This is a genomic window from Enterococcus sp. 9E7_DIV0242 (assembly GCF_002140975.2).
GTDB lineage: Bacteria > Bacillota > Bacilli > Lactobacillales > Enterococcaceae > Enterococcus_L > Enterococcus_L clewellii.
In genome coordinates, this window is sequence record NZ_CP147247.1 from 3,356,588 (window position 1) to 3,378,784 (window position 22,197).

General features: G+C 40.2%; 21 protein-coding genes. 17 read left to right on the forward strand and 4 right to left on the reverse strand.

Annotated features, from left to right (window positions below):
- Nucleotides 1–96: 96 nt before the first annotated feature.
- Entirely contained in the window at nt 97–3,243 is a 3,147-nt protein-coding gene (locus tag A5888_RS15880) for an Ig-like domain-containing protein (protein WP_339101691.1), read from the reverse strand.
- 480 nt (nt 3,244–3,723) lie between these two features.
- On the opposite strand from A5888_RS15880, the gene A5888_RS15885 reads away from it, so the two are divergent.
- From A5888_RS15885 to A5888_RS15895, 3 genes are all read left to right on the forward strand, one after another.
- The gene (locus tag A5888_RS15885; protein ID WP_086350840.1) at nt 3,724–4,320 is read left to right on the forward strand and encodes a TetR family transcriptional regulator; all 597 of its coding nucleotides are present in this window, start codon (nt 3,724–3,726) and stop codon (nt 4,318–4,320) included.
- A 101-nt stretch (nt 4,321–4,421) separates the two neighbouring features.
- Nucleotides 4,422–4,823 (forward strand): DUF2871 domain-containing protein, encoded by a 402-nt coding sequence (locus tag A5888_RS15890; RefSeq protein WP_086350839.1) that lies wholly within the window; start codon nt 4,422–4,424, stop codon nt 4,821–4,823.
- Nucleotides 4,824–4,909: 86 nt separating this feature from the next.
- Nucleotides 4,910–5,551 carry a hypothetical protein gene (locus A5888_RS15895; protein ID WP_086350838.1) on the forward strand — a complete coding sequence of 214 codons (642 nt, stop codon included), beginning with the start codon at nt 4,910–4,912 and terminating at the stop codon, nt 5,549–5,551.
- Between the two features lie 112 nt (nt 5,552–5,663).
- On the opposite strand, the gene A5888_RS15900 is transcribed toward A5888_RS15895, so the two are convergent.
- Nucleotides 5,664–6,617, reverse strand: coding sequence for a ketopantoate reductase family protein (locus tag A5888_RS15900; RefSeq protein WP_086350837.1), 954 nt, complete (start codon nt 6,615–6,617; stop codon nt 5,664–5,666).
- Between the two features lie 146 nt (nt 6,618–6,763).
- On the opposite strand from A5888_RS15900, the gene A5888_RS15905 reads away from it, so the two are divergent.
- From A5888_RS15905 to A5888_RS15925, 5 genes are all read left to right on the forward strand, one after another.
- Nucleotides 6,764–7,261 carry a TetR family transcriptional regulator C-terminal domain-containing protein gene (locus A5888_RS15905; protein WP_086350836.1) on the forward strand — a complete coding sequence of 166 codons (498 nt, stop codon included), beginning with the start codon at nt 6,764–6,766 and terminating at the stop codon, nt 7,259–7,261.
- A 103-nt stretch (nt 7,262–7,364) separates the two neighbouring features.
- Entirely contained in the window at nt 7,365–9,365 is a 2,001-nt protein-coding gene (locus tag A5888_RS15910; protein ID WP_086350835.1) for a HelD family protein, read from the forward strand.
- A complete protein-coding gene (locus A5888_RS15915) occupies nt 9,362–10,222 on the forward strand; it encodes a helix-turn-helix domain-containing protein (protein WP_086350834.1) in 861 nt (286 codons plus the stop codon). Before A5888_RS15910 ends, A5888_RS15915 begins: the two co-directional genes overlap by 4 nt.
- Before the next feature lie 143 nt (nt 10,223–10,365).
- Nucleotides 10,366–10,929 (forward strand): PadR family transcriptional regulator, encoded by a 564-nt coding sequence (locus tag A5888_RS15920; protein ID WP_086350833.1) that lies wholly within the window; start codon nt 10,366–10,368, stop codon nt 10,927–10,929.
- A gap of 74 nt (nt 10,930–11,003) precedes the next feature.
- Nucleotides 11,004–12,461: an amidase gene (locus A5888_RS15925; protein ID WP_086350920.1), complete on the forward strand. Its 1,458-nt coding sequence runs from the start codon at nt 11,004–11,006 to the stop codon at nt 12,459–12,461.
- 84 nt (nt 12,462–12,545) lie between these two features.
- On the opposite strand, the gene A5888_RS15930 is transcribed toward A5888_RS15925, so the two are convergent.
- A complete protein-coding gene (locus A5888_RS15930; RefSeq protein WP_086350832.1) occupies nt 12,546–13,529 on the reverse strand; it encodes a choloylglycine hydrolase family protein in 984 nt (327 codons plus the stop codon).
- Nucleotides 13,530–13,961: 432 nt separating this feature from the next.
- Between A5888_RS15930 and A5888_RS15935 the strand changes: the two genes are divergently transcribed.
- A complete protein-coding gene (locus tag A5888_RS15935; RefSeq protein WP_086350831.1) occupies nt 13,962–15,152 on the forward strand; it encodes a DUF998 domain-containing protein in 1,191 nt (396 codons plus the stop codon).
- Nucleotides 15,153–15,218: 66 nt separating this feature from the next.
- Here A5888_RS15935 and A5888_RS15940 read toward each other — a convergent pair whose 3' ends face one another.
- Nucleotides 15,219–16,664: a glycoside hydrolase family 1 protein gene (locus A5888_RS15940; RefSeq protein ID WP_086350830.1), complete on the reverse strand. Its 1,446-nt coding sequence runs from the start codon at nt 16,662–16,664 to the stop codon at nt 15,219–15,221.
- A 182-nt stretch (nt 16,665–16,846) separates the two neighbouring features.
- On the opposite strand from A5888_RS15940, the gene A5888_RS15945 reads away from it, so the two are divergent.
- The 8 genes from A5888_RS15945 to A5888_RS15980 all read left to right on the forward strand — a co-directional run bounded on the left by A5888_RS15945 (nt 16,847) and on the right by A5888_RS15980 (nt 22,125).
- Nucleotides 16,847–17,560 carry a GntR family transcriptional regulator gene (locus A5888_RS15945; RefSeq protein WP_086350829.1) on the forward strand — a complete coding sequence of 238 codons (714 nt, stop codon included), beginning with the start codon at nt 16,847–16,849 and terminating at the stop codon, nt 17,558–17,560.
- A gap of 463 nt (nt 17,561–18,023) precedes the next feature.
- On the forward strand, nt 18,024–19,361 hold the full coding sequence (locus A5888_RS15950) for a PTS sugar transporter subunit IIC (RefSeq protein ID WP_086350828.1): 1,338 nt from the start codon (nt 18,024–18,026) through the stop codon (nt 19,359–19,361).
- Between the two features lie 131 nt (nt 19,362–19,492).
- Complete coding sequence (locus A5888_RS15955; protein WP_086350827.1) at nt 19,493–19,846, forward strand: DUF2200 domain-containing protein; 354 nt, start codon at nt 19,493–19,495, stop codon at nt 19,844–19,846.
- A 218-nt stretch (nt 19,847–20,064) separates the two neighbouring features.
- Nucleotides 20,065–20,520, forward strand: a complete 456-nt coding sequence (gene tsaA / locus A5888_RS15960) for a tRNA (N6-threonylcarbamoyladenosine(37)-N6)-methyltransferase TrmO (protein WP_086350826.1) — start codon at nt 20,065–20,067, stop codon at nt 20,518–20,520.
- Between the two features lie 144 nt (nt 20,521–20,664).
- Complete coding sequence (locus A5888_RS15965) at nt 20,665–20,829, forward strand: hypothetical protein (RefSeq protein WP_170924897.1); 165 nt, start codon at nt 20,665–20,667, stop codon at nt 20,827–20,829.
- Nucleotides 20,830–20,843: 14 nt separating this feature from the next.
- Entirely contained in the window at nt 20,844–21,119 is a 276-nt protein-coding gene (locus A5888_RS15970; RefSeq protein WP_086350825.1) for a hypothetical protein, read from the forward strand.
- A complete protein-coding gene (locus A5888_RS15975) occupies nt 21,116–21,466 on the forward strand; it encodes a VOC family protein (RefSeq protein ID WP_086350824.1) in 351 nt (116 codons plus the stop codon). Before A5888_RS15970 ends, A5888_RS15975 begins: the two co-directional genes overlap by 4 nt.
- A 29-nt stretch (nt 21,467–21,495) precedes the next feature.
- Nucleotides 21,496–22,125 (forward strand): class I SAM-dependent methyltransferase, encoded by a 630-nt coding sequence (locus tag A5888_RS15980; protein WP_249274554.1) that lies wholly within the window; start codon nt 21,496–21,498, stop codon nt 22,123–22,125.
- The last annotated feature ends 72 nt before the right edge of the window (nt 22,126–22,197 follow it).

A 22,197-nucleotide genomic window follows, 5' to 3' on the forward strand; every position in this document is an offset into this window, starting at 1 on the left:
ACCAGATAAGACAAGACTGAAAAATGTGTTGTTATTTCCTTTAGTTCGCTCAACTCTGGTTACATAAAGCTCAGATTCTTCCGGTGTGAAGCTAAACTAATCCAAACCTCCTGAGTATTCTGTAGTAGAATCAACTGCTTCATTTAAGTTCAGTTTTGTTGCAAAGCGGAAATCATTACTGTAATCATCAGAAACTTCAATCCGCTGGTTAAGCACATTAAAAGTGCCTTGAACAAATGTAGTACTCACGTAGTATTGACTTACTCCTTGGTTTTCAGCGGTAATCAGTCCGGTTTGATCGATACTAATATTGTTTTTGTTCCACTCAGTTGCATACTTTAGTTTATACACCTCTATTTCCGGTGGGCAATCTACCTGTACATTCAGGGATTTGGTCGTCCCAAGTGCCATTAGCTCATAAGAAGTGACTGCGGATTTTAGTTCAATACTTCGGCTGAGCTTCATCACTTTTAACGTTCCTTCTGAGCCGGCAGGCAAAGGATCATTCAAGCTATTATTTTTGTGAAGTGCAACACTATAAGTTCTACCTGCAATTAGAGAACTAACATGATTGTACAAAGACTTATCTTCAGTCACTGCATACGCGTCTGTTGAACCAGATAAGACAAGACTGAAAAATGTGTTGTTATCTCCTTTGGTTCGCTCAACTCTGGTTACATAAAGCCCGGATTCTTCCGGTGTGAAGCTAAAATAATCCAAATCTCCTGAGTATTCTGTAGTAAAATCAACTGCTTCATTTAAGTTCAGTTTTGTTGCAAAGCGGAAATCATTACTGTGATCATCAGAAACTTCGATTCGCTGGTTAAGCACATTAAAAGTGCCTTGAACAAATGTAGTACTCACGTAGTATTGACTTACTCCTTGGTTTTCAGCGGTAATCAGTCCGGTTTGATCGATACTAATATTGTTTTTGTTCCACTCAGTTGCATACTTTAGTTTATACACCTCTATTTCCGGTGGGCAATCTACCTGTACATCCAGGGATTTTGTCGTCCCAAGTGCCATTAGCTCATAAGAAGTGACTGCAGATTTTAGTTCAATACTTCGGCTGAGCTTCATCACTTTTAACGTTCCTTCTGAGCCGGCAGGCAAAGGATCATTCAAGCTATTATTTTTGTGAAGTGCAACACTATAAGTTCTACCTGCAATTAGAGAACTAACATGATTGTATAAAGACTTATCTTCAGTCACTGCATACGCGTCTGTTGAACCAGATAAGACAAGACTGAAAAATGTGTTGTTATCTCCTTTGGTTCGCTCAACTCTGGTTACATAAAGCCCGGATTCTTCCGGCGTGAAGCTAAAATAATCCCAATCTCCTGAACGGTGTGTAGTAAAATTGACCATCTCATTCAATTCAATCTCTGTCGCAGAAGTATGGTCATCACCATGATCATCATTTTCTGTAACAGTAATTATACTGGTGGCAGTTTTATTCCCATCTTCTGCTGTTGCAGTGATAGTTGCGGTTCCTGTTTTGATTCCGTAAATGTTGCCTTTGTCATCGACCGTTACAAATTCAGGGTTGGAGCTTGTCCATGTAATTTTTTTATTTGTTGCATTTTCAGGAGTCAGTATTGCCGTCAGCTGTTCTTTACCACCAATCGGAATATCTTTAGATTCCGGAGACAGATGAATAGCTGAGAGTGGTTCCAAATTATCTGTATACGCATTAACGTATAGATTTCCTTTGAAGCTACCACCAAAAAGATCACCATCGGAGATACCACGCCAGAAAATTCTGTTTTCGGCATTTTCATAACTGACAAAAGTTCTACCAGCAGGTAGATCTGGGAAACTACCATTTTCGGCACTTTTGACTGCTTGGAACACTGTATGGAATGAACTGATATCTTTAGGATAGTTTACTTTAATGATGATCGAGTAATCTGATTGTTTCTCTATTTCTACAGATTCTGTTGGAATTTCCTTCATTCCGGCTGAAGTTACTGTGCCGGTGGCAATTTTGGTCATATTAGCATGGTTGTTGATAGTTTCCCAACTACGAATCCCTTTGTTCAAATAGTAGACTTCATAATCAATGCCTTTTTGCTCACTATAGAAAGACACGGCCTTTAGCAATTCGGTCTTTTCTTGTGTACTGTAGGTGCTAGCTAAATAAACGGAATTTGTGTTTGAAGAAAAATTATAATAGTTACTTCGTTCTTTATTGACATAGGTTCTCACGTTATCAAATTGCTCCATTTTTGTATCTGCTGCATAGATCTCTGAACATAGTACATAAATATCTTCATAACTGATATAAAAATATCCAGCACCTATTGGCTCTTCTCCCCAAGAATTCTTCACGAGAAATGCTCCATCGTTAGTTGGTGTAATAGTAAAGTTGTCTTTGCTGTAGGTGTTGTCCCAGCCAACGATTGTAACGCCGTGATTCACACGGGCTAAATCTGTTCCTTGTTTGGGAACTAATGCTGTTCCAACATCTGAGACCGGAACAAAACTACTTTTAAGTTGATTATCGTAATACTTACTATTATGAGTCGATTCCTCGTAATATGAGAAGGCGACTGCCCCATATTCATATATTTTATTTTTCATTTCCTCAATCTTAGCTTTTCGAGAAGCTTCAGAACTATTATAAGAAATTGCTGGAATTTTTTCTATACCTTCAACATATATCGGCGACTTTTTCTCTTTGATTTTTTCAAAATCGGCTAGTGGCATTGGCGTATTCAGCGCTGGGTCTAAGGGTGTTGGAAAGTCTTCTTCCAATGTTCCATTGTTGTTTAAGGCACTTTGAAAGAAAAGAGAAGCATGCGTACCCCCGTCATTCAAAGCTCTGTCTCCGTAAGGATTGACCGCATCAGAGAATGATTGTCTGCCTGAATAATAATTGTAATAATTAGGTGAAAGTGTGTATTCTACACCAAATTCTTTTTTGTTAGAAGAAGTAATGACATCTAATGCAGAATAAGCCCAACAAATACCTACTCGTCCTTGATCCCTCATTATTGTCTGAACATTACCGGAATTAAAATCAAATTTTTCTGGCAATAAATTTTTAGCTTTATTTACTGCTTCATTTGTTTGAGGAATAAGAGGGCCATTTTCTTGGGTTATGCCAGCCCCTTCTTCAATTATCTGCTCAACATTCTCTACCTTAAGTACCTGCTCTTCTGCGAATCCTTGCTGCCCGAAAAAAGACAAACTCAGGAAAAGAGCACTTATACTTAGTAAAGCTCCTTTTTTTACTCTCATTGTATATCCAACTCCTCATTCATTTTTTACTCTCTTTTTTTGGACCAACAACTTTCTTTTCTTTTCAGAGTTCCTCCTCCAATCTTATGTTTATTAGTATAAAACTGCATGGTCCAGACACCTTTATATTAGCAATAGTAGCACATTTTAATGAGTGTTTCCCATCAAAAATATATCATTCAATTTATTTAAAAATGATTTTTTGAAATTTAAATAAAAATGTTAAGGGATTGGTATTCTGTTTTAAGTAGATTTTTTCGAACAATCAAGAGAAGGTGTTTAGATATATCGTCATTCTTGTGTATGTTCGTCATTTCATTTAGTTGTTATTTTTTTATAAATTCAAATCTGAATGGCCATCGAAAAGATTTAAAATGAAAGCAAATAAAGTGACACTTCGTCACCGTCTGTGATATGCTTTTTGTAGATAGGGTGACAAAGTGTCACTTTGCTTTTGTTTAGAGGAACGGGAGGCGTATTATGCCAAAGCAGACATTTTATCATTTGCCGAGTGAAAAGCGCTTGATGATCGAAGCAGCGTTGCTAGATGTTTTTTTCGAGCAACATATCAGTCAGGTGACAGTTACTCAAATCGTTGAAAAGACAGGTATTTCCAGGGCAGCTTTCTATAAATACTTTCCAACTCTTGAAGATGCGCATCTTTATATGATTAAGAAGATAGCGATGACCATCCATCAGGATATTCTGAGGTATATTGAAGAAAATGAACGGGATTTCTTTGGAGGAATCAGTGAGTATTTACGCTATTGCGGGGAACTGGATCATAAGAGTGATTATTGGAAAGGGCTCAAGCTGTTGATCAAAGGCGAGAATACGATCATGCATCAACGAATGTCACCTACAAATGATTCCGAGATGAGTCAGGAGTGGCTGGGCATATTGGAGCGAAATGGATTTCAGATTACGGATTCAGAAGAAGCCATCTGTTTTTTATACTTTGTCATGGACATAGTCATTGATTCGTTGACAGCTTTTATTGTAAACGATTGGGCAACAGAGGAACTGCTCAAGGAATTTTCGTATAAGAAAAAATGGTTGATACGAGGTATCAAGTAAGGACATTGGCAGTGTGGGACAGAAGAGCTTAGGTGAAATAAGCTGCGAGTACATTTGCCGCAAAATAGAGAGAACATGAAGTGATTCAGGAGGAAAGAATGATGAAAAAGCTAGTGCGAGTAAGTATGATGTATATGATTTTAGGCTTAGTATTCGGTGTTTACTATCGAGAATTTACAAAATTGAATGGTTTTACAGGTGTGACACAGTTAAGTGTGCTTCACACGCATACGTTGATTTTAGGAATGTTTTTCTTTTTAATCGTTTTGTTGCTGGAAAAGAATTTTCAACTCATGAAACATAGAAATTATAAGAAATTTTATTTATGCTACAATATCGGCTTAGGTGTCACCTTGTTAATGCTATTCGTACATGGAACGATGACTGTTTTAGGGTATGCAGATCATGCAGCAATAGCTGGAATTGCCGGCTTAGGGCATATTATGTTAGCTGTTGGTTTAGGCTATTTTTTCAATGTACTGTATGGATCGGTCAAAGATTGAATGATTAGGAGCAATGTGGCTTAGAGCACTTGGCTGTCGTGGGTATAAGGCTAGAAGGAGAAGGACCACGAATAGGAGGGCTTAAAATGAAAAGAAGAACCTTGATAGTATGTGCGAGTCTGCTTTTTGTCGTAAGTTGCTTTGTTTTCCTCGCTGTTTCTAAAAAGGATGTAGATCCCTCAATTACAGTCGAACAATTATCATTGGACGCATTGCCATTTGAAATTGCAGAATTAGGAAAAGAGCTCGAGGGTGAAGGGGCTGAAGAGCTTAAATATTTTGAAATAAGTAGTATTGAGGAAGAGCTTTTATATGTAGAGTTATCTGGAAGGCGAGTGTTCCAGAATGGAGATGTCAGTGAGTTTGAGGTGTTTTTACAATTTCCACAGGACAAAGAGCGTTTGGTTTCGAAAACCTATCAAAATAAAACTCTTATAGTTAGCTATAGAACAGAAAGTACATTGCATGAACACATGACAAACAGTCTGTCTACCTCAATGAGCAATGCGGCTTCTGTCGATTTAGGCAAGAAATATTGTGCATTCATACCAGCGATAGGACCCGTAGAAAAGGACGGAACAAGGTTAGGGTATGCTGTTTTCTCCGATGATCAAATGATCATCGACTCTATGAAGGAAGATCCGGATAGTATAGAGAAAAAAATTTCAGAAGATGATTTTGTGTATGAATACCGACTCACTGCTGAACTTATAAAAACAGAGACTTAATTGAGGTAGCTGGATAAAATTTTTGTTATCGAAAAATTGCTTCATTAAATAAGAAGAAGTCGAGGCGTATGGATGCCTTGACTTCTTTTTTCTTTTACTTCATCGTAATCAATCAGCTTTTGTGGGTGGACAAGCTGAGCTGATAGCGAGTGATTGCCGCTTTTGCCAACTTGTCGAAATTAGGTGTAGTCAATGATACGTCTGTCTTCAGCTCATTGATTGTTTCGATGATTGCCGCTATTTCTCCAAAATTCCCTTCTGCCATGTTCATCACCGGTGTAAGGTACAAGAGCTGTAGCACTCGCTTTGCTCTTGTAGGATGACCGAATAGCCATTTTTGTGATCTAGGGACAATTGCGTGCCCTTTTGCTTCGAGTAGTGTGAAAACCTCATGATACGCATGAGCAGCTGCGTTTAGAAAATCTTTAGAGTGTCGGATTTTCTTGGAGTTGTTATCAAAAAGGTAGTCGAGACTATTCATTATCATGATCAACACGCCGTGACTTTTCAGCCAATCATCTAGCTGAGGCTCTTCTTTCCAGGTATACTGGGTTTGTTTAAAGACTTCATCTAGTGTCTTGTGGATGGTCATTTTTTCTACCATCGAATGAATTTTCATATTTCCTTTGCCGAATCGAAGAATCGTGAAGGTAACACCTTTTCGAGTACCGCCAGTGTTTTGAAAACCAAAGAGAATCGTTTTAGCGGTCGGACTTTGGGTCATTATTTTTTGTTCAAGCTTTTTTGCGTTCATTTGATTGCCGACAAAAATAATCGTTTGACTGCAATTTGCTGCTAAAGGCTCGACCACCGTGTTGAAGTCATTGTATTTCATCGTGACAAAAATCAAGTCAAAAAAGCTATCTGGTACTAATTCTGAAATAACGTTGACAGAGTCGTGTGTTTTCTTTTTCTGCAGCTCATGGCTGAGTACTAAACCATGCGTTTCTAAATCTATTTTTCGTTGTCCTCGTGCAAGCATCGTGACATCATTGTTTTTATTCTTTAGTAGTGAGTGGGCCAGAAAGCTCCCTTGGATGCCGGCACCATAAATCAAAATTTTCATTGTATCCCTCCGTTAATGGACAGGTGTTGATTAATCGCCTGTTGTCTATTATAGTAAAGACAATAGAGCGTAGGTACAAGCAACAGTTTGCTTGTTTTGTTGAGTATTAGACAATCAAGAAAAAGTGTTGAGAGGAGTGAGGAACATTGGATCGAAGAAAAAGGAAAAGCCGCTTGGCTATCAAGGAAGCCTTGTTTCATTTGTTAGAGAAGCAGGAATTCAGTGCGATCAAGGTCAGTGAAATCTGTGAGGTGGCTGACATTAATCGTGGTACCTTCTATTTGAATTACTTAGATAAGTACGATTTGCTGGAAAAAATCATTCACGAGCAAATCGATTTGTTAGTCGATTACTGCAAAAAACATCCGCATGATGGTTCTTCTTCGCTGAAACGAACGTTTCAGTATATCGCGGAGAATAAGGGGCTATTTCAACAGTTGTTTACCGCAGATTCTCAAGGTGTATTTAATCAATACCTGACACATCATGTGATGACTGAATTATCAGAAGAGAGCACAAATACCATTCAGGCAATTTTTGCGGCAAGTGGTGTCACCGGTATTTTAGGCTGGTATTTGACGAATGAGACAGTTGAGGTTGAGCAGCTTTATGAGATCGAAGCAGTTATTGCCAAGCTGCAGTAATTTTTTATTTATTGAAAAGCCTGATGTTCGCAGGATTGGACAAAAAACAATAAAAGAAATCGTTTATACTGATTGACTGACCTAGTAAAAGGGAGTGAATGGTATGGATAGAGTAACTGCGGAAGAACAAGCCAATTGGAAAGTGACGAAGAAATTACTGCAGGAGAGAAAAGCTGAGATCGATGCCGAAATATCAGGTTTTCTTAAAGAATCAGAGCAGTTCCAACATTATTTGACAGATTACAGGGGTGAGATAGATCCACATGAAATGTTCACCAATCTCAGACTTCAAGAGCAACAATTTATAGTAGGCAGCTTTCGTTTTCGTCAGCTTGAAAAAATAGAGAAGCAGCTGCAGCAGCCTTATTTTACTCGGGTGGATTTTGTTTTTTCCGGAGAAACGACGGCTGAGATCATTTACATCGGTAGTTTTTCCTTTGCGGCAGGGAATGGTGAGTTGCTTATTTACGATTGGCGCGCACCGATCGCCGGGATTTTTTATGATTTTGATATTGGTTCGGCACGCTATCAAGCGCCGAATGGGATGGTTTTTGGGGAGATCACGCGAAAAAGACAGGTTAAGTTTGTTGAGGGAGCGGTCGACTATGCCATTGAGACAGAGGCGACCTTGTTTGATGAGGTGCTGCAAAAGGAATTGATGAATCAGCGCGGTGGTAAAATGTCGACGATCATTCGCACGATTCAAAAGGAGCAGAATCAAATTATTCGAAATCATGCGAGAAAAAGTATGATCATTCAAGGTGTGGCCGGCTCTGGAAAAACTTCGATTGCATTGCACCGTATCGCGTTTCTTCTTTATCAGCTTCGAGAACAGCTGACCTCCAATGAAATCTTGATTTTATCCCCTAACAAGGTGTTCGCCGAGTATATTTCTGAGGTCTTACCAGAGCTTGGTGAAGAGCCGGTAAACGAGTTCAGCATCGATACATTTATCGCTGAGATGACGGGAGTCCAGCCAGAAATTTCCCGATTAGAGGAGACGGAACAGGCGTTGCTTACTGGAGAGGCTGAGGAAGAGCTCGTCTATTTAAGTACGGCTCGATGTGTGCAAGAGCTGGATGCATTCTTAGAAGCGTTCCAGCGAACAGGTTTTCGACCGAAACCGGTAGTTATCGGAGAGTATACATTTGAAGAAGAGTACTTGCTTAAACGATTCAACGCCTACCGAAAGCAGCCGATTTTGGAACGTCTGGAGCGAATGGCGGGGGATATGCTGGAAGCAGTTGCGACAAAGCCCTTTCAGCCGAAAAAGAAACCGACGATCAGAGGCTTGAGTAATCAATTGAAAAGCCGGCTGAGGTATCGCACAGCCGAAGAAGCCTTCGCAGGATTTAGAGATAACCTGCCTTTTTCTGTTGGTAGAAAAGGGTATTCTGTTTTATTTGTTTTAGCCTATATCCAACTGTTTTTTGAGAGAAATGAGTTGCTTCAGGACATGAAATATATTGTCATTGATGAAATGCAGGATTATACACCGCTTCAATTTAACGTTCTCCAACGAGCCTTGCATTGTCCCGTTCTTTTGATTGGTGACTATACACAGCAGATCGTCGACAGAAATGAGATGACATTGGATAAACTCACGGAGTTGTTTCCAAAAGCCAATGTGATGAATCTGAGCAAGAGCTATCGGTCTACGTATGAAATCATGATGTTTGCGAAGGCGTTGATCAATGATGACGTTATTCAACCAATGGTTAGACATGGGGAAATGCCGAGAAGAATCATTGTGAAAAATGTCGAAGAAGAGAAGGGGGAACTTTTAAATGTGATAGACAAATCACTGAAACTGCATGCAACGATTGCCTTGATTACGAAAACACACCGGCAAGCAGAAAATTGGTATAATGAATTGAAGCACTCAATAAAGCTTGTTTTACTAAATGAGCAGGCGACCACGTTGACGAATCAAGGGGTCGTGATTTGTTCTGTAGCGATATCAAAGGGTTTAGAGTTTGACCATGTGATCGGATTGGATACACAAGAGGAAAATTTTCAGGGAGCAGCGGGGAAGCAGCAATTGTTTGTGATTGCGACTCGAGCCTTGCACCTCCTGACTTTTATCGAAAGGAGCGACGAATGAATAGACGACAAATCATACAAGCGACGGTCGGGTATGTAGAAGAGCATTTGGCGCTTCCGCTGTGTATAGAGGAGATTGCCGCGTCCATTTATTATTCCAAGCATCATTTACTTCATGAATTTTCTAGTTACACAAAATTTTCATTGTATGATTACATCAAGAAGAGACGACTTCACGAAGCAGGGATGTCTTTGTTGGAAACACCTGCATCTATCATTGATGTCGCTTTGGCATCAGGATATCAGACGCAACAATCCTTTTCCAAAGCTTTTTCGCAAATCTATAAGCTCTCACCTAAGGAATTCCGCAAAAATAATCGAGTTTTCGGTATATTAGAATCCATGAATAACAATGATTTTCCAAGGGATCATGAGCTATCGAAAGTTGCGGTTCAGGTAGCAGCCGAAGGAGATAGGAAGGGTATCCTTAATCATATGAAAAGCTGTCAATGGGCTTTTCCGTATTGGGAATCATCTGTATTTGATCAACAAATCTACTCTCGGATAAAAAATCAGGAGGTCGTTATTGCAAAAATAGCGGAACAAATTGTGGGTGTCTTGGTTTTTGATTCGAAGAACAGGCATATCGACGGGCTGTCTTCTTTGCCGCTTGTTTGGGAATATGGGGTGGAACGTTCGATGCTTCAGTATCTTTTTCGAAAAAGAGCAAGCTTGCCCAATGGGGTAACAACTACTAGTTTTCGAGCAGAAGATAAGCTGGATATTGGCTATCATGCTCGTTTGCTGAGTCTAGGGTTTCGGCCCATGGAGCTTCTTGAAGAATATAATTACCCGACACAAAGATTTGTACTTACGAATGATTTACGGCAAGTAAATTGTAAAACGGGTTCTATTTAAGACTTGATACACAACGATTTTCGTCAGTGTGCCAAGTCTTTTTTTTGTGAAACGATTTAGCTGTTCTTACAACAAAATTAAATTTGCCTAATTATTATACTTGTGTTATATTCAACTTGTATAATATAAAGGGGTCGATAGTAATGTCGTTAAAGCATGGATTATTAGGTCTATTGAATGCCGGGCCGATGACAGGGTATGAATTGGATCGTTCATTTAAACGATCGTTGGCACATTTTTGGCAGGCTCAGACGAGTCAAATTTATCGAGAATTAACTGCCATGGAGGACAAAGGCTGGTTGCGAAGTGAGCAAGTCATTCAGACAGACAAACCGAACAAACGAGTTTATTCGCTGACCGAAGAAGGAAGACAGGAATTGCAACGATGGCTTTCAACAACGGATGCAGATATTGCTAAGGCAGTGACCGTCCGAAGTGCCTTTCTGATGCGCGTTTTTCTTGCCAGTGAAATGCCGAAAGATAAGACACTTGTGATGCTCTATGCATTTAAAGAGACCTGTTTACAAGCCTTGGTTTCATTTGATTCTGTTCGAGAAACGATTTTGCAGTATGGTGCTGTAGCGGAGCATGCGGATCGAGTGAAGTATTGGAAACTGACAGCGATGTATAGCGAAGGACAATGCCGAGCGGCTCTGGAATGGGTAGAACGTGCGATCGTCATGCTAGAGGAAGATATAGAGAGTTAAGTAAGTACTCGATGGCCGTGTAAAAGCTCAGAGAGCGAGAAGCAAGAGTATATGAAATGAAAGGAGCAGCACAAATGAGAGATGCAACCTATTGGGCAGAAAAGTTTAAACAAAAGGACATTAGCCTAGTTGAATATTACACAGAGTTGGATAAGCGCGTACGAGAAATCAATCCGGAGCTTAACGCATTCGTCGAATGGGATAAAGAGACAGTCTTGGGGGCAGCGAAAACTTTCTCCTTACGCGAGGATCAGCCGTTTTCTGGTGTGCCGATTCCGTTGAAAATGCTTGGTCAAAATAAAGCAGGGTGGAAAAGCACATTTGGCTCACGACTGCTGGCAGAACACCGTTCTTCAAGAAATTCCAATTTTGTATCCCGCTTGGAAAAGCTTGGCTTTGTTCCGGCAGGACAAACGAATACGCCGGAGTTTGGCCTTAAAAATATTACGGACCCAGTATTGTATGGTCCCGCGCGTAATCCTTGGAACACAGCCTATTCACCAGGAGGCTCGAGTGGTGGAGCTGCTGCGGCTGTAGCAAGCGGTTTGTTTCCAATTGCTGGAGCGAGTGATGGCGGAGGCTCCATTCGAATGCCTGCTGCTTTTTGCGGATTGATTGGCTTGAAGCCAACGAGAGGCGCTATGCCGACTGGCCCAAATGGGTACAGAGGATGGCAGGGAGCGGCCATTGATTTTGCAGTGACGGTTTCCATGAGAGATACTGAAACGCTGTTTTACGCGATGAGAGGAAATGATAAAGCTTCACCCTATCACCCACCGCGTGATGAATGGCAAGTGCATGAGAAGGACAGACCATTAAAGATTGCCTATTTGACGGCTTCACCCGTTGATACACCTGTTTCTGCAGAAGCTGAATTAGCACTGGCGCAGACAGCCACAGAGTTAGAGAAGCTGGGGCACGAGTTGACGGAGGTAACGTGGCCGTTTAATGGCAGAGAAGTGATGGAGAGCTATTATGTGATGATGGGGGCTGAAACATCAGGAATGTTTGATGGGATTCAGCAAACGTTGGCGCGACAGTTGACGATGAATGATATGGAGCTTTTGACTTGGGGGCTGTATAAATATGGGGAAACCATCCCGGTAAAAAGATATATTCATGCCCTGAATGTGTGGGACGCAACATCTTTAAAAATGGAGCAGCTGTTTTCAACATATGATTTGCTTTTGACACCAACTACAGCAAATTCTGCGCCAAGGATCGATCAGGAGTTTCAAAGTGACAGGATTCGAGCAGTGTTAGGCTATGCAGAAGAACTGAAAGAAGCTGAGTTGGCCCAGCTGGTTTATGAGATGTTTTATAAAGGCTTGTCTCTTACTCCATATACCCAACTGGCTAATTTAGCTGGACAACCTGCAATCAGCTTGCCGACTCATATGACCGCAGCAGGAATGCCTTTTGGGGTTCAATTCATGGCATCTAAAGGAAGAGAAGACCTACTATTCCATATTGGAAAACAGTTAGAGGAACAGCAACTGTTCCAGTTACCTAAAGCATACAGCGAAGGATAGTGTAATACTTTAGCGAGCAAATAATAAAGAACCGTATTGAGAAGACTGAGGGCAAATGCCTACTTCTCTATACGGTTCTTTCGTTTATGGATTCAGTAAAGTTGTGTTGAAACCAGCTGGTAACTCATATTCGCTCGGCTCAGCTTGATTTAGTAAAGCCTCTGTCAGCTGAACGGAGAATACCTCTGGTGTAGTATAAGGGTTAAAGTAATAGCATTGATTTTTCGTATCGAGGACAGCACGATACTGTGTATAATCCGTCGCACCATCATTTTTGATATTTACCCCTTTTGGAATGGTCACATTGTCCAAAACATGAAATATTCCAGCTAGAGCGCCTTCGTTTGTTTCAATGTTAGATAAATAATTTCTTAAATAGGTTGCACGAACGAATCGTTCAGGTGAGGTATATCCCCCAGGTAAGCCATAAGTTCCGGAGCCTTGACCAAACGGAGCGGCAGGCAAATTCCCAAAAGTTTTCACAGAGAAATTCTGAGGCTGTAAAAATAGGTAGTTATTGAGATTCTGTAAATGCCATTCAAAGCGAGGACTGTTGGTCATCACATGGACTGGATTTTCTTTGATCGTCAGCGTTTGATCGTGTGTTTCAACAACAACCACTTCTCCGGTAACGTCAGTTAAAATGAAATGCAGTGGAAGAACCACACCAAGCAGATGATTTTCTGCATGAATAATTGCTACTTCATCAATTCTACGCTTCAGCTCGTCGATACTGCCGATATTTCCTAAGACCCACATAATGAATTCGTGAGGAGCGAGTCCTATTTTTTCCGGAGCTGCCGTTTCAAGATAACTGGCTTCTGTTGGAAAATAAAGCTCTGCAATTGCTAATCCTTTTTCGTTGACACCATCCGCAAATAAATAAGAGTTGAGTTTTCTTCCTGTTCCGACAAAGCCTAGTGGAAATGTAAGTGTATCTCCTTGATCGGTAGTGAATGCGTAGTTTCTAGGGATCACGATAGGGCGTCCATCCAGTTCAAAGCCAAAATCCATTGTTCGGGCGAGATAATTCGTTTGTTCATTAGCTAACGTAATACTTGTACACATAAAATTCCCTCCTTTATGCAAAAAGTATACGCTTGATTGAAAAAAATCACAAAGAAGAGGATATTTTTAGAGAAAAATCTTTTGAAAGCTAAGTAAGCTGGATATAGCGTGGTAATGATTGATTCACTGAGTATTTATGAAAGAGTATCTCAACTGTTCGATTGCGAAATAAATAACAGGTAAATCAGCTAAATCATTTGAAGTATTTTCCTACAAGCGTTATTCTATATAAGGATCAGCAGAGGCTGTGAAAGCTGTTTCTATGGTATGAATCACTATAGATCGACCATGTTTTTAGTATAAAATGAACGGAAAAATGGTTGTGCCGTTTTTATAAAGAATGATTTATTCAACTAGTAGGTGGAGAAGACAAAAAGGTCATAGTTTTCTCAATAATAGAAAAAAGTTTGGGGTAGAGGGGAAAGATGCGTGATGAAAAAAGAATCAGAATTTCAATTACCTGAGGAAATATTGCAGGAAATCGATCTTGAGCAACAAAATGAAATGGACTTGGATGTCCAAACTGGAAAATTGACGATCAGAAAAAAAGATAAAGGCGCAATGGAGGGACAGACAATTTCTTTGAGAGGGTTTCTGTTGCCGACAATCATCGCAACGATCATTTTCTTCTTATTCTTTTATCTGAAAGAGTATACGTATGTACCGTTGGTTGGTCGACCATCCATTGGTGAGCTCGTCAATACGGTTGGTGTGCTGACAGGGATCATTACGTTGATCGTCACATTTATCGGTGTCAAAAAAGGAAGAACTTCCTCGCAGGCGAAGAACCTCTATTGGCGAAATTTCCCAGCACTCGTAATTTCTTTTCTGATTATTCTGTTGTTAGGCTCACTATTTCTTTTTAGGCTGTTAGGCTATATGTTTCCCGGTATCTCCTTTGATTTATTTACCGCCACGCTATTTTTCTTTGTGATCATGACTGTCATCAATTATCTGATGATCTATATGGTTTTAGAACTATCACCGATGTTACTGACCAATATTTTGACGATAGTGATTGTTGGCGGGGCCTTAGGTGCCATGCTTACGAATCGAGAAAAGCAATGGTGGCAGCACAATTTCAGCTTTTTGGGGACAGTGGAAGCGACAAGTAGATGGCAGTTCAATTTGACGCTGATTTTATCTGCTGTATTGATGATCGCATTGATCGATTATTTATTTGTTAATTTGAAGCAAAAATACAGTGGAATCAAGCTGACGATCCTGCGTTGGCTGTTGATTCTTGTCGCACTGAATCTTGGTGGTGTAGGTGCTTTTCCTTATCAGGATGACTCTATCTATGGTGTGATCCATAATCAGGTTGCTGCCAATTTGGTCTATCTGATCATTATTTTGATTATCGGTATGCATTGGCTGTTGCCGAAAGTCACCAAAGAGTTTCAGGTGACATCGTATGTGATCATGGGATTGCTTGTTTTGACCGTCGTTCTCTTTCAGGGAGTGCATTATTTTTCATTAACAGCCTTTGAGCTAGTATCCTTTTTGATTGCATTTGTATGGTTATTACTGCTCTTTCAGTACTTGCAAAAACTGATGCTCGAAAATACAGAGCGAGAGCACATAACGATTTATTTAGAAAATACAGGAAAAGAAATAAAATAATAACAGCGCAAATGGAAATAGCCATGGGAAAGACGTTTTCGTCAATACCCATGGCTGTTTATTTATTTAGTCATTCAAATAAGATCCGTCTGTAGAAACCAGCAGATCGATGTCATACTCAAAGCCATTTGAATCACTCAGCTGTTTATAGAATTCGCCACTTTTCTTGATGGTTCTTTTCTGCGTAGCTAAGTCTAATGAAACTAATCCATAGCGATTTTTGTACGCATTGATCCATGACCAGCAGTCAATGAAGGTCCAGAGATGATACCCCTTGATATTGCAGCCATCGTCAATGGCTTTCCACAGATAGGCCAAGTGATCTTTGATATAAGTGATACGATAGTCATCTATTACTTGCCCTTGTTCATCCATGAAGCGTTCTTCGTCAGCAACACCCATCCCATTTTCTGAGATAAAGGCTTCGATATTTCCATAATTGTTTTTGATATCCATGCATAGGTCGTAAATCCCTTTTTCATAGATTTCCCATCCTCGGTATTCGTTCATTTTTCGTCCCGGCATGATATGCGGCTCGAAAAACCATTCCGGAAGAAAAGGACCATCTGGATTAACAGCGCTCAAACGAGCTTTCACGCGGCGCGGCTCATAATAGTTGAGTCCGAGTATCTGTGCTGTATTTTCTTTGATAAGAGCCAAATCAGTCTCTGTGATATCCTCTGGAAGCTGCCCATATTCCTCCAATAGTCCAGTCAATTTCTTTGGGAAGACACCTTTGACCATCGGATCAAGGAAACTACGTGTATAAAATAAGTCTGCGATTTCTGCTGCTTTGATATCTGCCGGATTTTGACTGCGGGGAAAGGTCGGACTAAGATTTAGAATGACCCCGATCTTACTTTGCAGCTGCTGCTTTTTGTGTGCAGCAATTGCTTTAGCGTGGGCCAATACAGTAAAGAACGCTGCCTGAGCACCACGTTTAAAATCGATGATATTTGGGTAATGGAAATCTTCGAGATAGCTTCCTAGAATTGGGCCTAAGGGTTCATTGAATGTGAACCAATGATAGACTAAATCGCCAAATTCTTTAAAGCAAGTATCCGCAAAATGAACGTATGCCTCAACAACGTCTCTAGATTCCCAACCACCTTGATCCTGCAGCTTCGCCGGCATATCAAAGTGATAGAGATTTGCGAAAACCTTGATTCCTTGGGCGTTCATCTCAGTAAAAAGGTCACGATAAAAGGTAATCGCTTTTTGATTGACCGCTCCTGTACCATCCGCTGGAAACATGCGTGCCCATGAGATCGACACGCGAAATGAGTTGTGTCCGGTCGCCTTCATCAATTGAATATCCTCTTTATAACGATGGATATGATCCGTCGTTATTTCTGAGCTGATACGATTATAAAAACGGTAAGGCTCCTGCTTATACCAACGCTCCCAAACGGTCTCTGCTTTTCCGGTCTCTCCACGTCCTTCTGCCTGTTCTGCAGACCATGCAGAACCCCACCAGAAATTTTCCGGAAATGTTAATGTTTGTTTATTCATAGTTGCCCTCCTTCGCTTTCAAGAAGTATCATACCACCAAAAAAAATAAAAATAAACATTTTTAATTAAAGATATATAATTTTAAAGAAAATGATCCGTTTATACTTGGTGGGTATTGAAAAAAAAGATTAAAAGTATATAATAAAGTATAGTTTTATTTGTCAGGATATGGAGAGAATGCTATGAAAAAATTGCCGAAATACATGGAAGTGTATGTAGATATCAAAAAAAAGATTGAAGAGAATGTGTATAAAATCGGGGAGAAGCTGCCACCGGGAGATGTGTTGGCACAAACCTATGATACCAGTAAGTTGACTGTGAAAAAAGGATTGGATCTATTGGTTTCAGAAGGGATATTGCATAGCCGCAGCGGTTTTGGTACAGAAGTCCTGCGCAAGCCAATCGATAATTCCAAGGTATTTGGTCCGAGTGATGGACTGTTCAATGTTGTGGGGGAAGAACATGTCCATTCAGAAATCCATACCTTTTCGATCGAGCTGCCTTCCCAAAAGGTACAGGAAATGTTGAAAATCGGGGAGAAGGAATACATTTACAATATTGTCCGCAGCCGTTTTATCGATCATAATCCCTATTCTCTTGAGCAGACATTTATGCCGCTTTCGATCATTCCCGGCTTAGAACCGAAGCATCTGGAGAAATCAGTTTATTCGTATATCACTAAGGATCTGGGCCTGGAAATAAAGGCTTCACATATCTGGATAAAAGGCGATAAAGCGACAGAGTTTGACGCGAAGGTCTTGGGGATCGCGCGTGATGAGTTTATGATCGAGGTCGAAAAAGTCGTCTCTTTAATCAGTGGCACACCTTTTGAATATTCGGTCACACGACATCTTTATGATGATTTTGTTTTTGAAGCTGTTTTTGTAGAAAACTAATCGAGGTTGGGACAGAAGTGTTCAGCTTCAAGCACCAGGTAGGTACTTTTCATCATCTGTTCTGCTCAAAAGAGCAGTCACAGTGATTCTAAGCAATAAGGCGGAATTCACGAAAATGACAAGAAACACGGAATGTTTCATTCCGATGTTGATTGATTCCTACTTGGTGCATCACAAATTTTTGTTGAATTTTGACTTATTGTCGAAGAGCCTTGAAACACAGTGGTTTACCACTGATGTTGAGCGGACATCGACGCAGCTCGCTGCTAGTAGTTGCTTCTGTCCCACCGTTTATTCGGTTTTAGATGTATAGAGGTGTGTGGGATTGAGTTATGTCCCACACACTTTTTGTTTCTATCGAACAAAAGTGTATATTTTTAAATAAAGTTATTTACTTTATTTGTTTTTGGTAGTATGATGAGAACCAGTAAGTGCTTACAGAAAAAATAGAAGGAGATCAATCATGGAAAAATCGAATAAAAAAGATCAGATTTTTGAGAAATTCGGAATGGTTGCGACAAAATTGGGGAATCAAATCCATCTTAGAACCTTGCGTGATGCTTTTGCTACCTTCATGCCATTCATGATGCTAGCCGGATTTGTTACATTGATCAATTATGTCATACTTGAACCAACGGGCTTCATGGGGAAAATCATCGCTCCGGAAACACTGACAACGATTCAGGAAATAGGGATATCAATAGGGAATGGGACTTTAAGTATCACTACGCTATTGGTCGTGGCTGCCGTTTCTTATCATATGTGTATCAGTCGCAATTATTCCAATCATATCGCTGCTGTTTTAGTTGCTATTTCTACATTTGTTGTTTTGACACCAATGAAAACAATGTTTACTCCGGAAGGGGCAGGAGAGGCGATTGAAGTCAGCGGCGTGATCCCTGTTTCTCATACAGGAGCCTCAGGTATGTTTGTCGGGATATTTGTCGGTCTGCTTGCGACAGAGCTATTTATTAAATTATCCAATAATGAAAAACTGCAGATCAAGTTATCTGGTAATATACCACCAGCTGTTTTGAAATCCTTTAATGTGTTGATCCCAATTATCATTACAGTTACGAGCTTTTCGATCCTGTCTTTTGCAGTTAATCAACTGTTCAGCATGGACGTAAATGGGTTGATCACTCAAATCGTCACTGTACCATTAAGTAAGGTGACAACTGGATTGCCTGGCTTCTTATTGATTACATCGATTGCCAATCTGTTCTTTGGGTTTGGTATCCATCAGGCGGTCATTTCCGGCTCCCTGCTTGATCCATTTTTGATTCAAAATATGCAGGAAAATATGGCAGCATATGCCAATAAAGAAGAAATTCCGCATATCATCAATATGGCTTTTAAAGATACCTTTGCGGTTATGGGCGGTTCTGGAAATACGATTGCTTTACTGATTGCGATCTTCATTTTCAGTCGTAGAAAAGATTATAAGGACTTTGCCAAATTGTCTGTTGCACCGGCGATTTTCAATATCAGCGAACCGATTATTTTCGGTCTGCCAATTGTCTTCAATCTGAGCTTGATCATTCCTTTTGTTCTGGCACCGATTTTTTCTTTAACGATTGCTTATTTCGCGACAGCAGTAGGCTTGATCAATCATGTGGTCGTACAGATTCCATGGACGACACCACCCGTTCTCTCTGCTTTTCTGGCAACCGGCGGCGATTGGAAAGCAGCCGTACTGCAAATTTTGATCATCATTGGCTGTGTATTTATCTATCTGCCGTTTCTGCGAATCGATGAAAAGGTGACCGCAAAAATGGGTAGTGAAGAAGCAGCAAATTAAGAAAAATACGGGAAGCGCAAGTTCAAGACAAGCGACCACATCGTTAATGTCTGGAGCTTAGCGCTTTTTTGTCTTTTATTCCAAAGAACAATGGTATACTGTCTGTGAGAATGAAAAAAGAGAGGTGCCCCATGACACATCGCATATATACAATGAGTTTTGCCAGTGTTTATCCGTTATACATTAAAAAAGCCGAGCGCAAGAACCGGACAAAGGAAGAAGTGGATACGATCATTTTTTGGCTGACAGGCTATGATCAAGCTGGATTGGAGGAGCAGTTGGAGAAGCAGCATGACTTCACCACTTTTTTTGAACAAGCACCAAAGCTGAATCCAAATGTTTCTTTAATAAAAGGGGTCGTTTGCGGGGTTCGTGTGGAAGAAATCGAAGAACCGTTGATGCAGAAAATCCGCTATTTGGATAAACTGATCGATGAGCTGGCCAAAGGAAAGAAAATGGAAAAAATCCTTCGAAGTGACGGATAAATAAGAACAATGAATAAGAACAAGTCCAATCAAAAGCGGACTTGTTTTTTTGTTATCCATTGAATAATTTCAATTTGGCTACATCAAGTAGACGTTAGTATGATACGATTGTTGTACTAGCGTGGATATAAACGATGCTGAACGCGCTCAAATGAAATCATTTAATATAGGGTGCTGAAAAACATGAGGGTGTAAAGCTAAGGAAGAAGGGATGAAGGATGATGTATGAAATGAAGGCAATTGGACAGGTCAGAAATGCGCATTCAGAACGAAAAGATGTCGGGTGGGGCACCGATATTTCTGATATTGTTTTGTTGGAAGAGTATAAAGGAGGCTTGAAAGGATTGGAAGATTTTTCTCATGCAATCATTGTTTATTATTTGCATGAGGCTCGTTTTGATGCGACAAAGCATTTGCAGAGAAGACCTCAAAATAGGGAGGATTTGCCGTGTGTTGGGATTTTTTCGCAAAGAGGCAAGGATAGACCTAATCAAATCGGTATGACTACTGTTGAGATCGTTAACGTTTCAGAAGGCCAGCTGACCGTAAAAGGGTTGGATGCGATAGCGAATACGCCAATATTAGATATAAAACCCTACTATCCAATGTATGATTTAAAAGAGCAAGCTACTGTTCCAGCATGGGTAATGGAATTAATGAAAAATTACTTTTGATATTAGAATAGTTTAACTGAGTTGAAATGAATCGATGTTATTTAGAGCTAAATGAGATATAGGCTGGATCGAAAGATAAAAAAACTTGTTGAGCGTTGCATTCGTTAGATGATTGTAACTAAAAAATTTGTAAAGGAGAACGGTATGAAAAAAGATGATGGTGGTTCTTTAGCAATAGGAATTTCATTAGGGCTGATATTTGGGTTGCTTTTTGATAACCTGGCGATTGGTTTAGCCCTCGGTGTAGCGCTGGGAGTTACTGGTGTATTTGCAAGCAAAGGAAAGAAAAAGAGCAATAAAGAAGACTGAAAGAAGTGTATTCAATGAACCAAGCAAAAGAAACAAAAATAGTCTACATCGCAACCCTCAAGGGTCATGAGATATTCTACTACGATTTTACTTGTCCGGAATGCAAAGAATCAACTGTTTTGGCGACGGGAATCGGACGATATGGGAATTTGGGCGCGTTTAATTGTCCACACTGTGAGCAATCCTTTTACGCGACAAACGATGATTTTCCGAGAGCTTGGCTATACGTGGATCGACCAACAAGAAATATCGTTTTGACGCCTTTAAGCAAGGAGGAGCTGCAAAAATGAACTGCACAATCCGTTCGCTGTATTTATGTGTGACAGATATGGATCGCGCCATCCGTTTTTATGAGGATTTTTTTGAATTACCAGTAACGGAACGGGACGCCATTTATAGTGTTTTTGATATTAATGGCTTTCGTCTAGGGCTGTTTGCATTTAATGAAATGAATGAAAGCCATTCGTTTGGTAACAATTGTTTGCCGAGCATTGAAGTGCCGAGCCTTTCAATCCTTCAGCGAAAACTGAGTGATAAAAAAGTGGTCTTTCCCCTTAAACGAATCGGTATCAACTGGGTTTGCGAATTCTGCGATAGCGAGGGAAACCATATTGAGCTAACTGCTCCTGTGGAATAGAAAATCAGGAACAAGTGGGAGGAATGTAGGTGAAGATCATTATTTATCTAGGCTTGATCGTGCTACTTTTGTGGGGTCTGTTTCGCTATTTGCTTCAGCAATCAAAGCAACCGACTGGAATCGTTGGGGGATACATGATGAAGCTGTGGAATAAAGTCTATCTGCCGATGGTCGAGTGGAGCTTAGCGTATATACCTGAATACGAGATAAAAAAGATATTAGATGTAGGCGTCGGAAACGGTCAGTCTACCAAACGACTTGCCCAAAAATTTCCTCATGCCCATATATATGGGATCGATATTTCAGAAAAAGCAATCGAGCAAGCCAAAAAAATGAATGCGAACACAAAAATTACTTTTGAACGAAAGGATGTTGTGGAAACGAGCTATCCAGCAGACTATTTTGAGTTGATCTGTGTGTATCAGAATCACTTTCATTGGTCTGACCTCGATAAATCTTTGGCTGAGCTTAAGCGTGTGTTGGCCACGGAAGGAACGATCATTATTGCTTGTGAAATCTCAAAGGCCAATTATTATTTGCCGGATTTCAAGAAGGAAGAAAATTTTGCTATCTATTTGCATTCCGTTGGATTGTCTTTGATTCAGATGAAAAAGACAACAAATTGGGTTCTTTATGAACTTAAAAAACTGCATAAGTAATTTTCAGAAGCAAAGTATTCAGCTTGCTTGTTGGGCCATCAAGTGTTCTGTGTATGTTTAAATCATCCTAAA

What these genes read in the sequence shown, in the direction of transcription:
- A5888_RS15885 (WP_086350840.1), top strand. Translation starts at nt 3,724, where the DNA reads ATGCCAAAGCAGACATTTTATCATTTGCCGAGTGAAAAGCGCTTGATG.
- A5888_RS15925 (WP_086350920.1), top strand. Translation starts at nt 11,004, where the DNA reads ATGAGAGATGCAACCTATTGGGCAGAAAAGTTTAAACAAAAGGACATT.
- A5888_RS15890 (WP_086350839.1), top strand. Translation starts at nt 4,422, where the DNA reads ATGAAAAAGCTAGTGCGAGTAAGTATGATGTATATGATTTTAGGCTTA.
- A5888_RS15950 (WP_086350828.1), top strand. Translation starts at nt 18,024, where the DNA reads ATGGAAAAATCGAATAAAAAAGATCAGATTTTTGAGAAATTCGGAATG.
- A5888_RS15900 (WP_086350837.1), bottom strand. Translation starts at nt 6,617, where the DNA reads ATGAAAATTTTGATTTATGGTGCCGGCATCCAAGGGAGCTTTCTGGCC.
- A5888_RS15965 (WP_170924897.1), top strand. Translation starts at nt 20,665, where the DNA reads ATGAAAAAAGATGATGGTGGTTCTTTAGCAATAGGAATTTCATTAGGG.
- A5888_RS15940 (WP_086350830.1), bottom strand. Translation starts at nt 16,664, where the DNA reads ATGAATAAACAAACATTAACATTTCCGGAAAATTTCTGGTGGGGTTCT.
- A5888_RS15880 (WP_339101691.1), bottom strand. Translation starts at nt 3,243, where the DNA reads ATGAGAGTAAAAAAAGGAGCTTTACTAAGTATAAGTGCTCTTTTCCTG.
- A5888_RS15945 (WP_086350829.1), top strand. Translation starts at nt 16,847, where the DNA reads ATGAAAAAATTGCCGAAATACATGGAAGTGTATGTAGATATCAAAAAA.
- A5888_RS15910 (WP_086350835.1), top strand. Translation starts at nt 7,365, where the DNA reads ATGGATAGAGTAACTGCGGAAGAACAAGCCAATTGGAAAGTGACGAAG.
- A5888_RS15930 (WP_086350832.1), bottom strand. Translation starts at nt 13,529, where the DNA reads ATGTGTACAAGTATTACGTTAGCTAATGAACAAACGAATTATCTCGCC.
- A5888_RS15975 (WP_086350824.1), top strand. Translation starts at nt 21,116, where the DNA reads ATGAACTGCACAATCCGTTCGCTGTATTTATGTGTGACAGATATGGAT.
- A5888_RS15915 (WP_086350834.1), top strand. Translation starts at nt 9,362, where the DNA reads ATGAATAGACGACAAATCATACAAGCGACGGTCGGGTATGTAGAAGAG.
- A5888_RS15920 (WP_086350833.1), top strand. Translation starts at nt 10,366, where the DNA reads ATGTCGTTAAAGCATGGATTATTAGGTCTATTGAATGCCGGGCCGATG.
- tsaA (WP_086350826.1), top strand. Translation starts at nt 20,065, where the DNA reads ATGATGTATGAAATGAAGGCAATTGGACAGGTCAGAAATGCGCATTCA.
- A5888_RS15970 (WP_086350825.1), top strand. Translation starts at nt 20,844, where the DNA reads ATGAACCAAGCAAAAGAAACAAAAATAGTCTACATCGCAACCCTCAAG.
- A5888_RS15935 (WP_086350831.1), top strand. Translation starts at nt 13,962, where the DNA reads ATGAAAAAAGAATCAGAATTTCAATTACCTGAGGAAATATTGCAGGAA.
- A5888_RS15895 (WP_086350838.1), top strand. Translation starts at nt 4,910, where the DNA reads ATGAAAAGAAGAACCTTGATAGTATGTGCGAGTCTGCTTTTTGTCGTA.
- A5888_RS15955 (WP_086350827.1), top strand. Translation starts at nt 19,493, where the DNA reads ATGACACATCGCATATATACAATGAGTTTTGCCAGTGTTTATCCGTTA.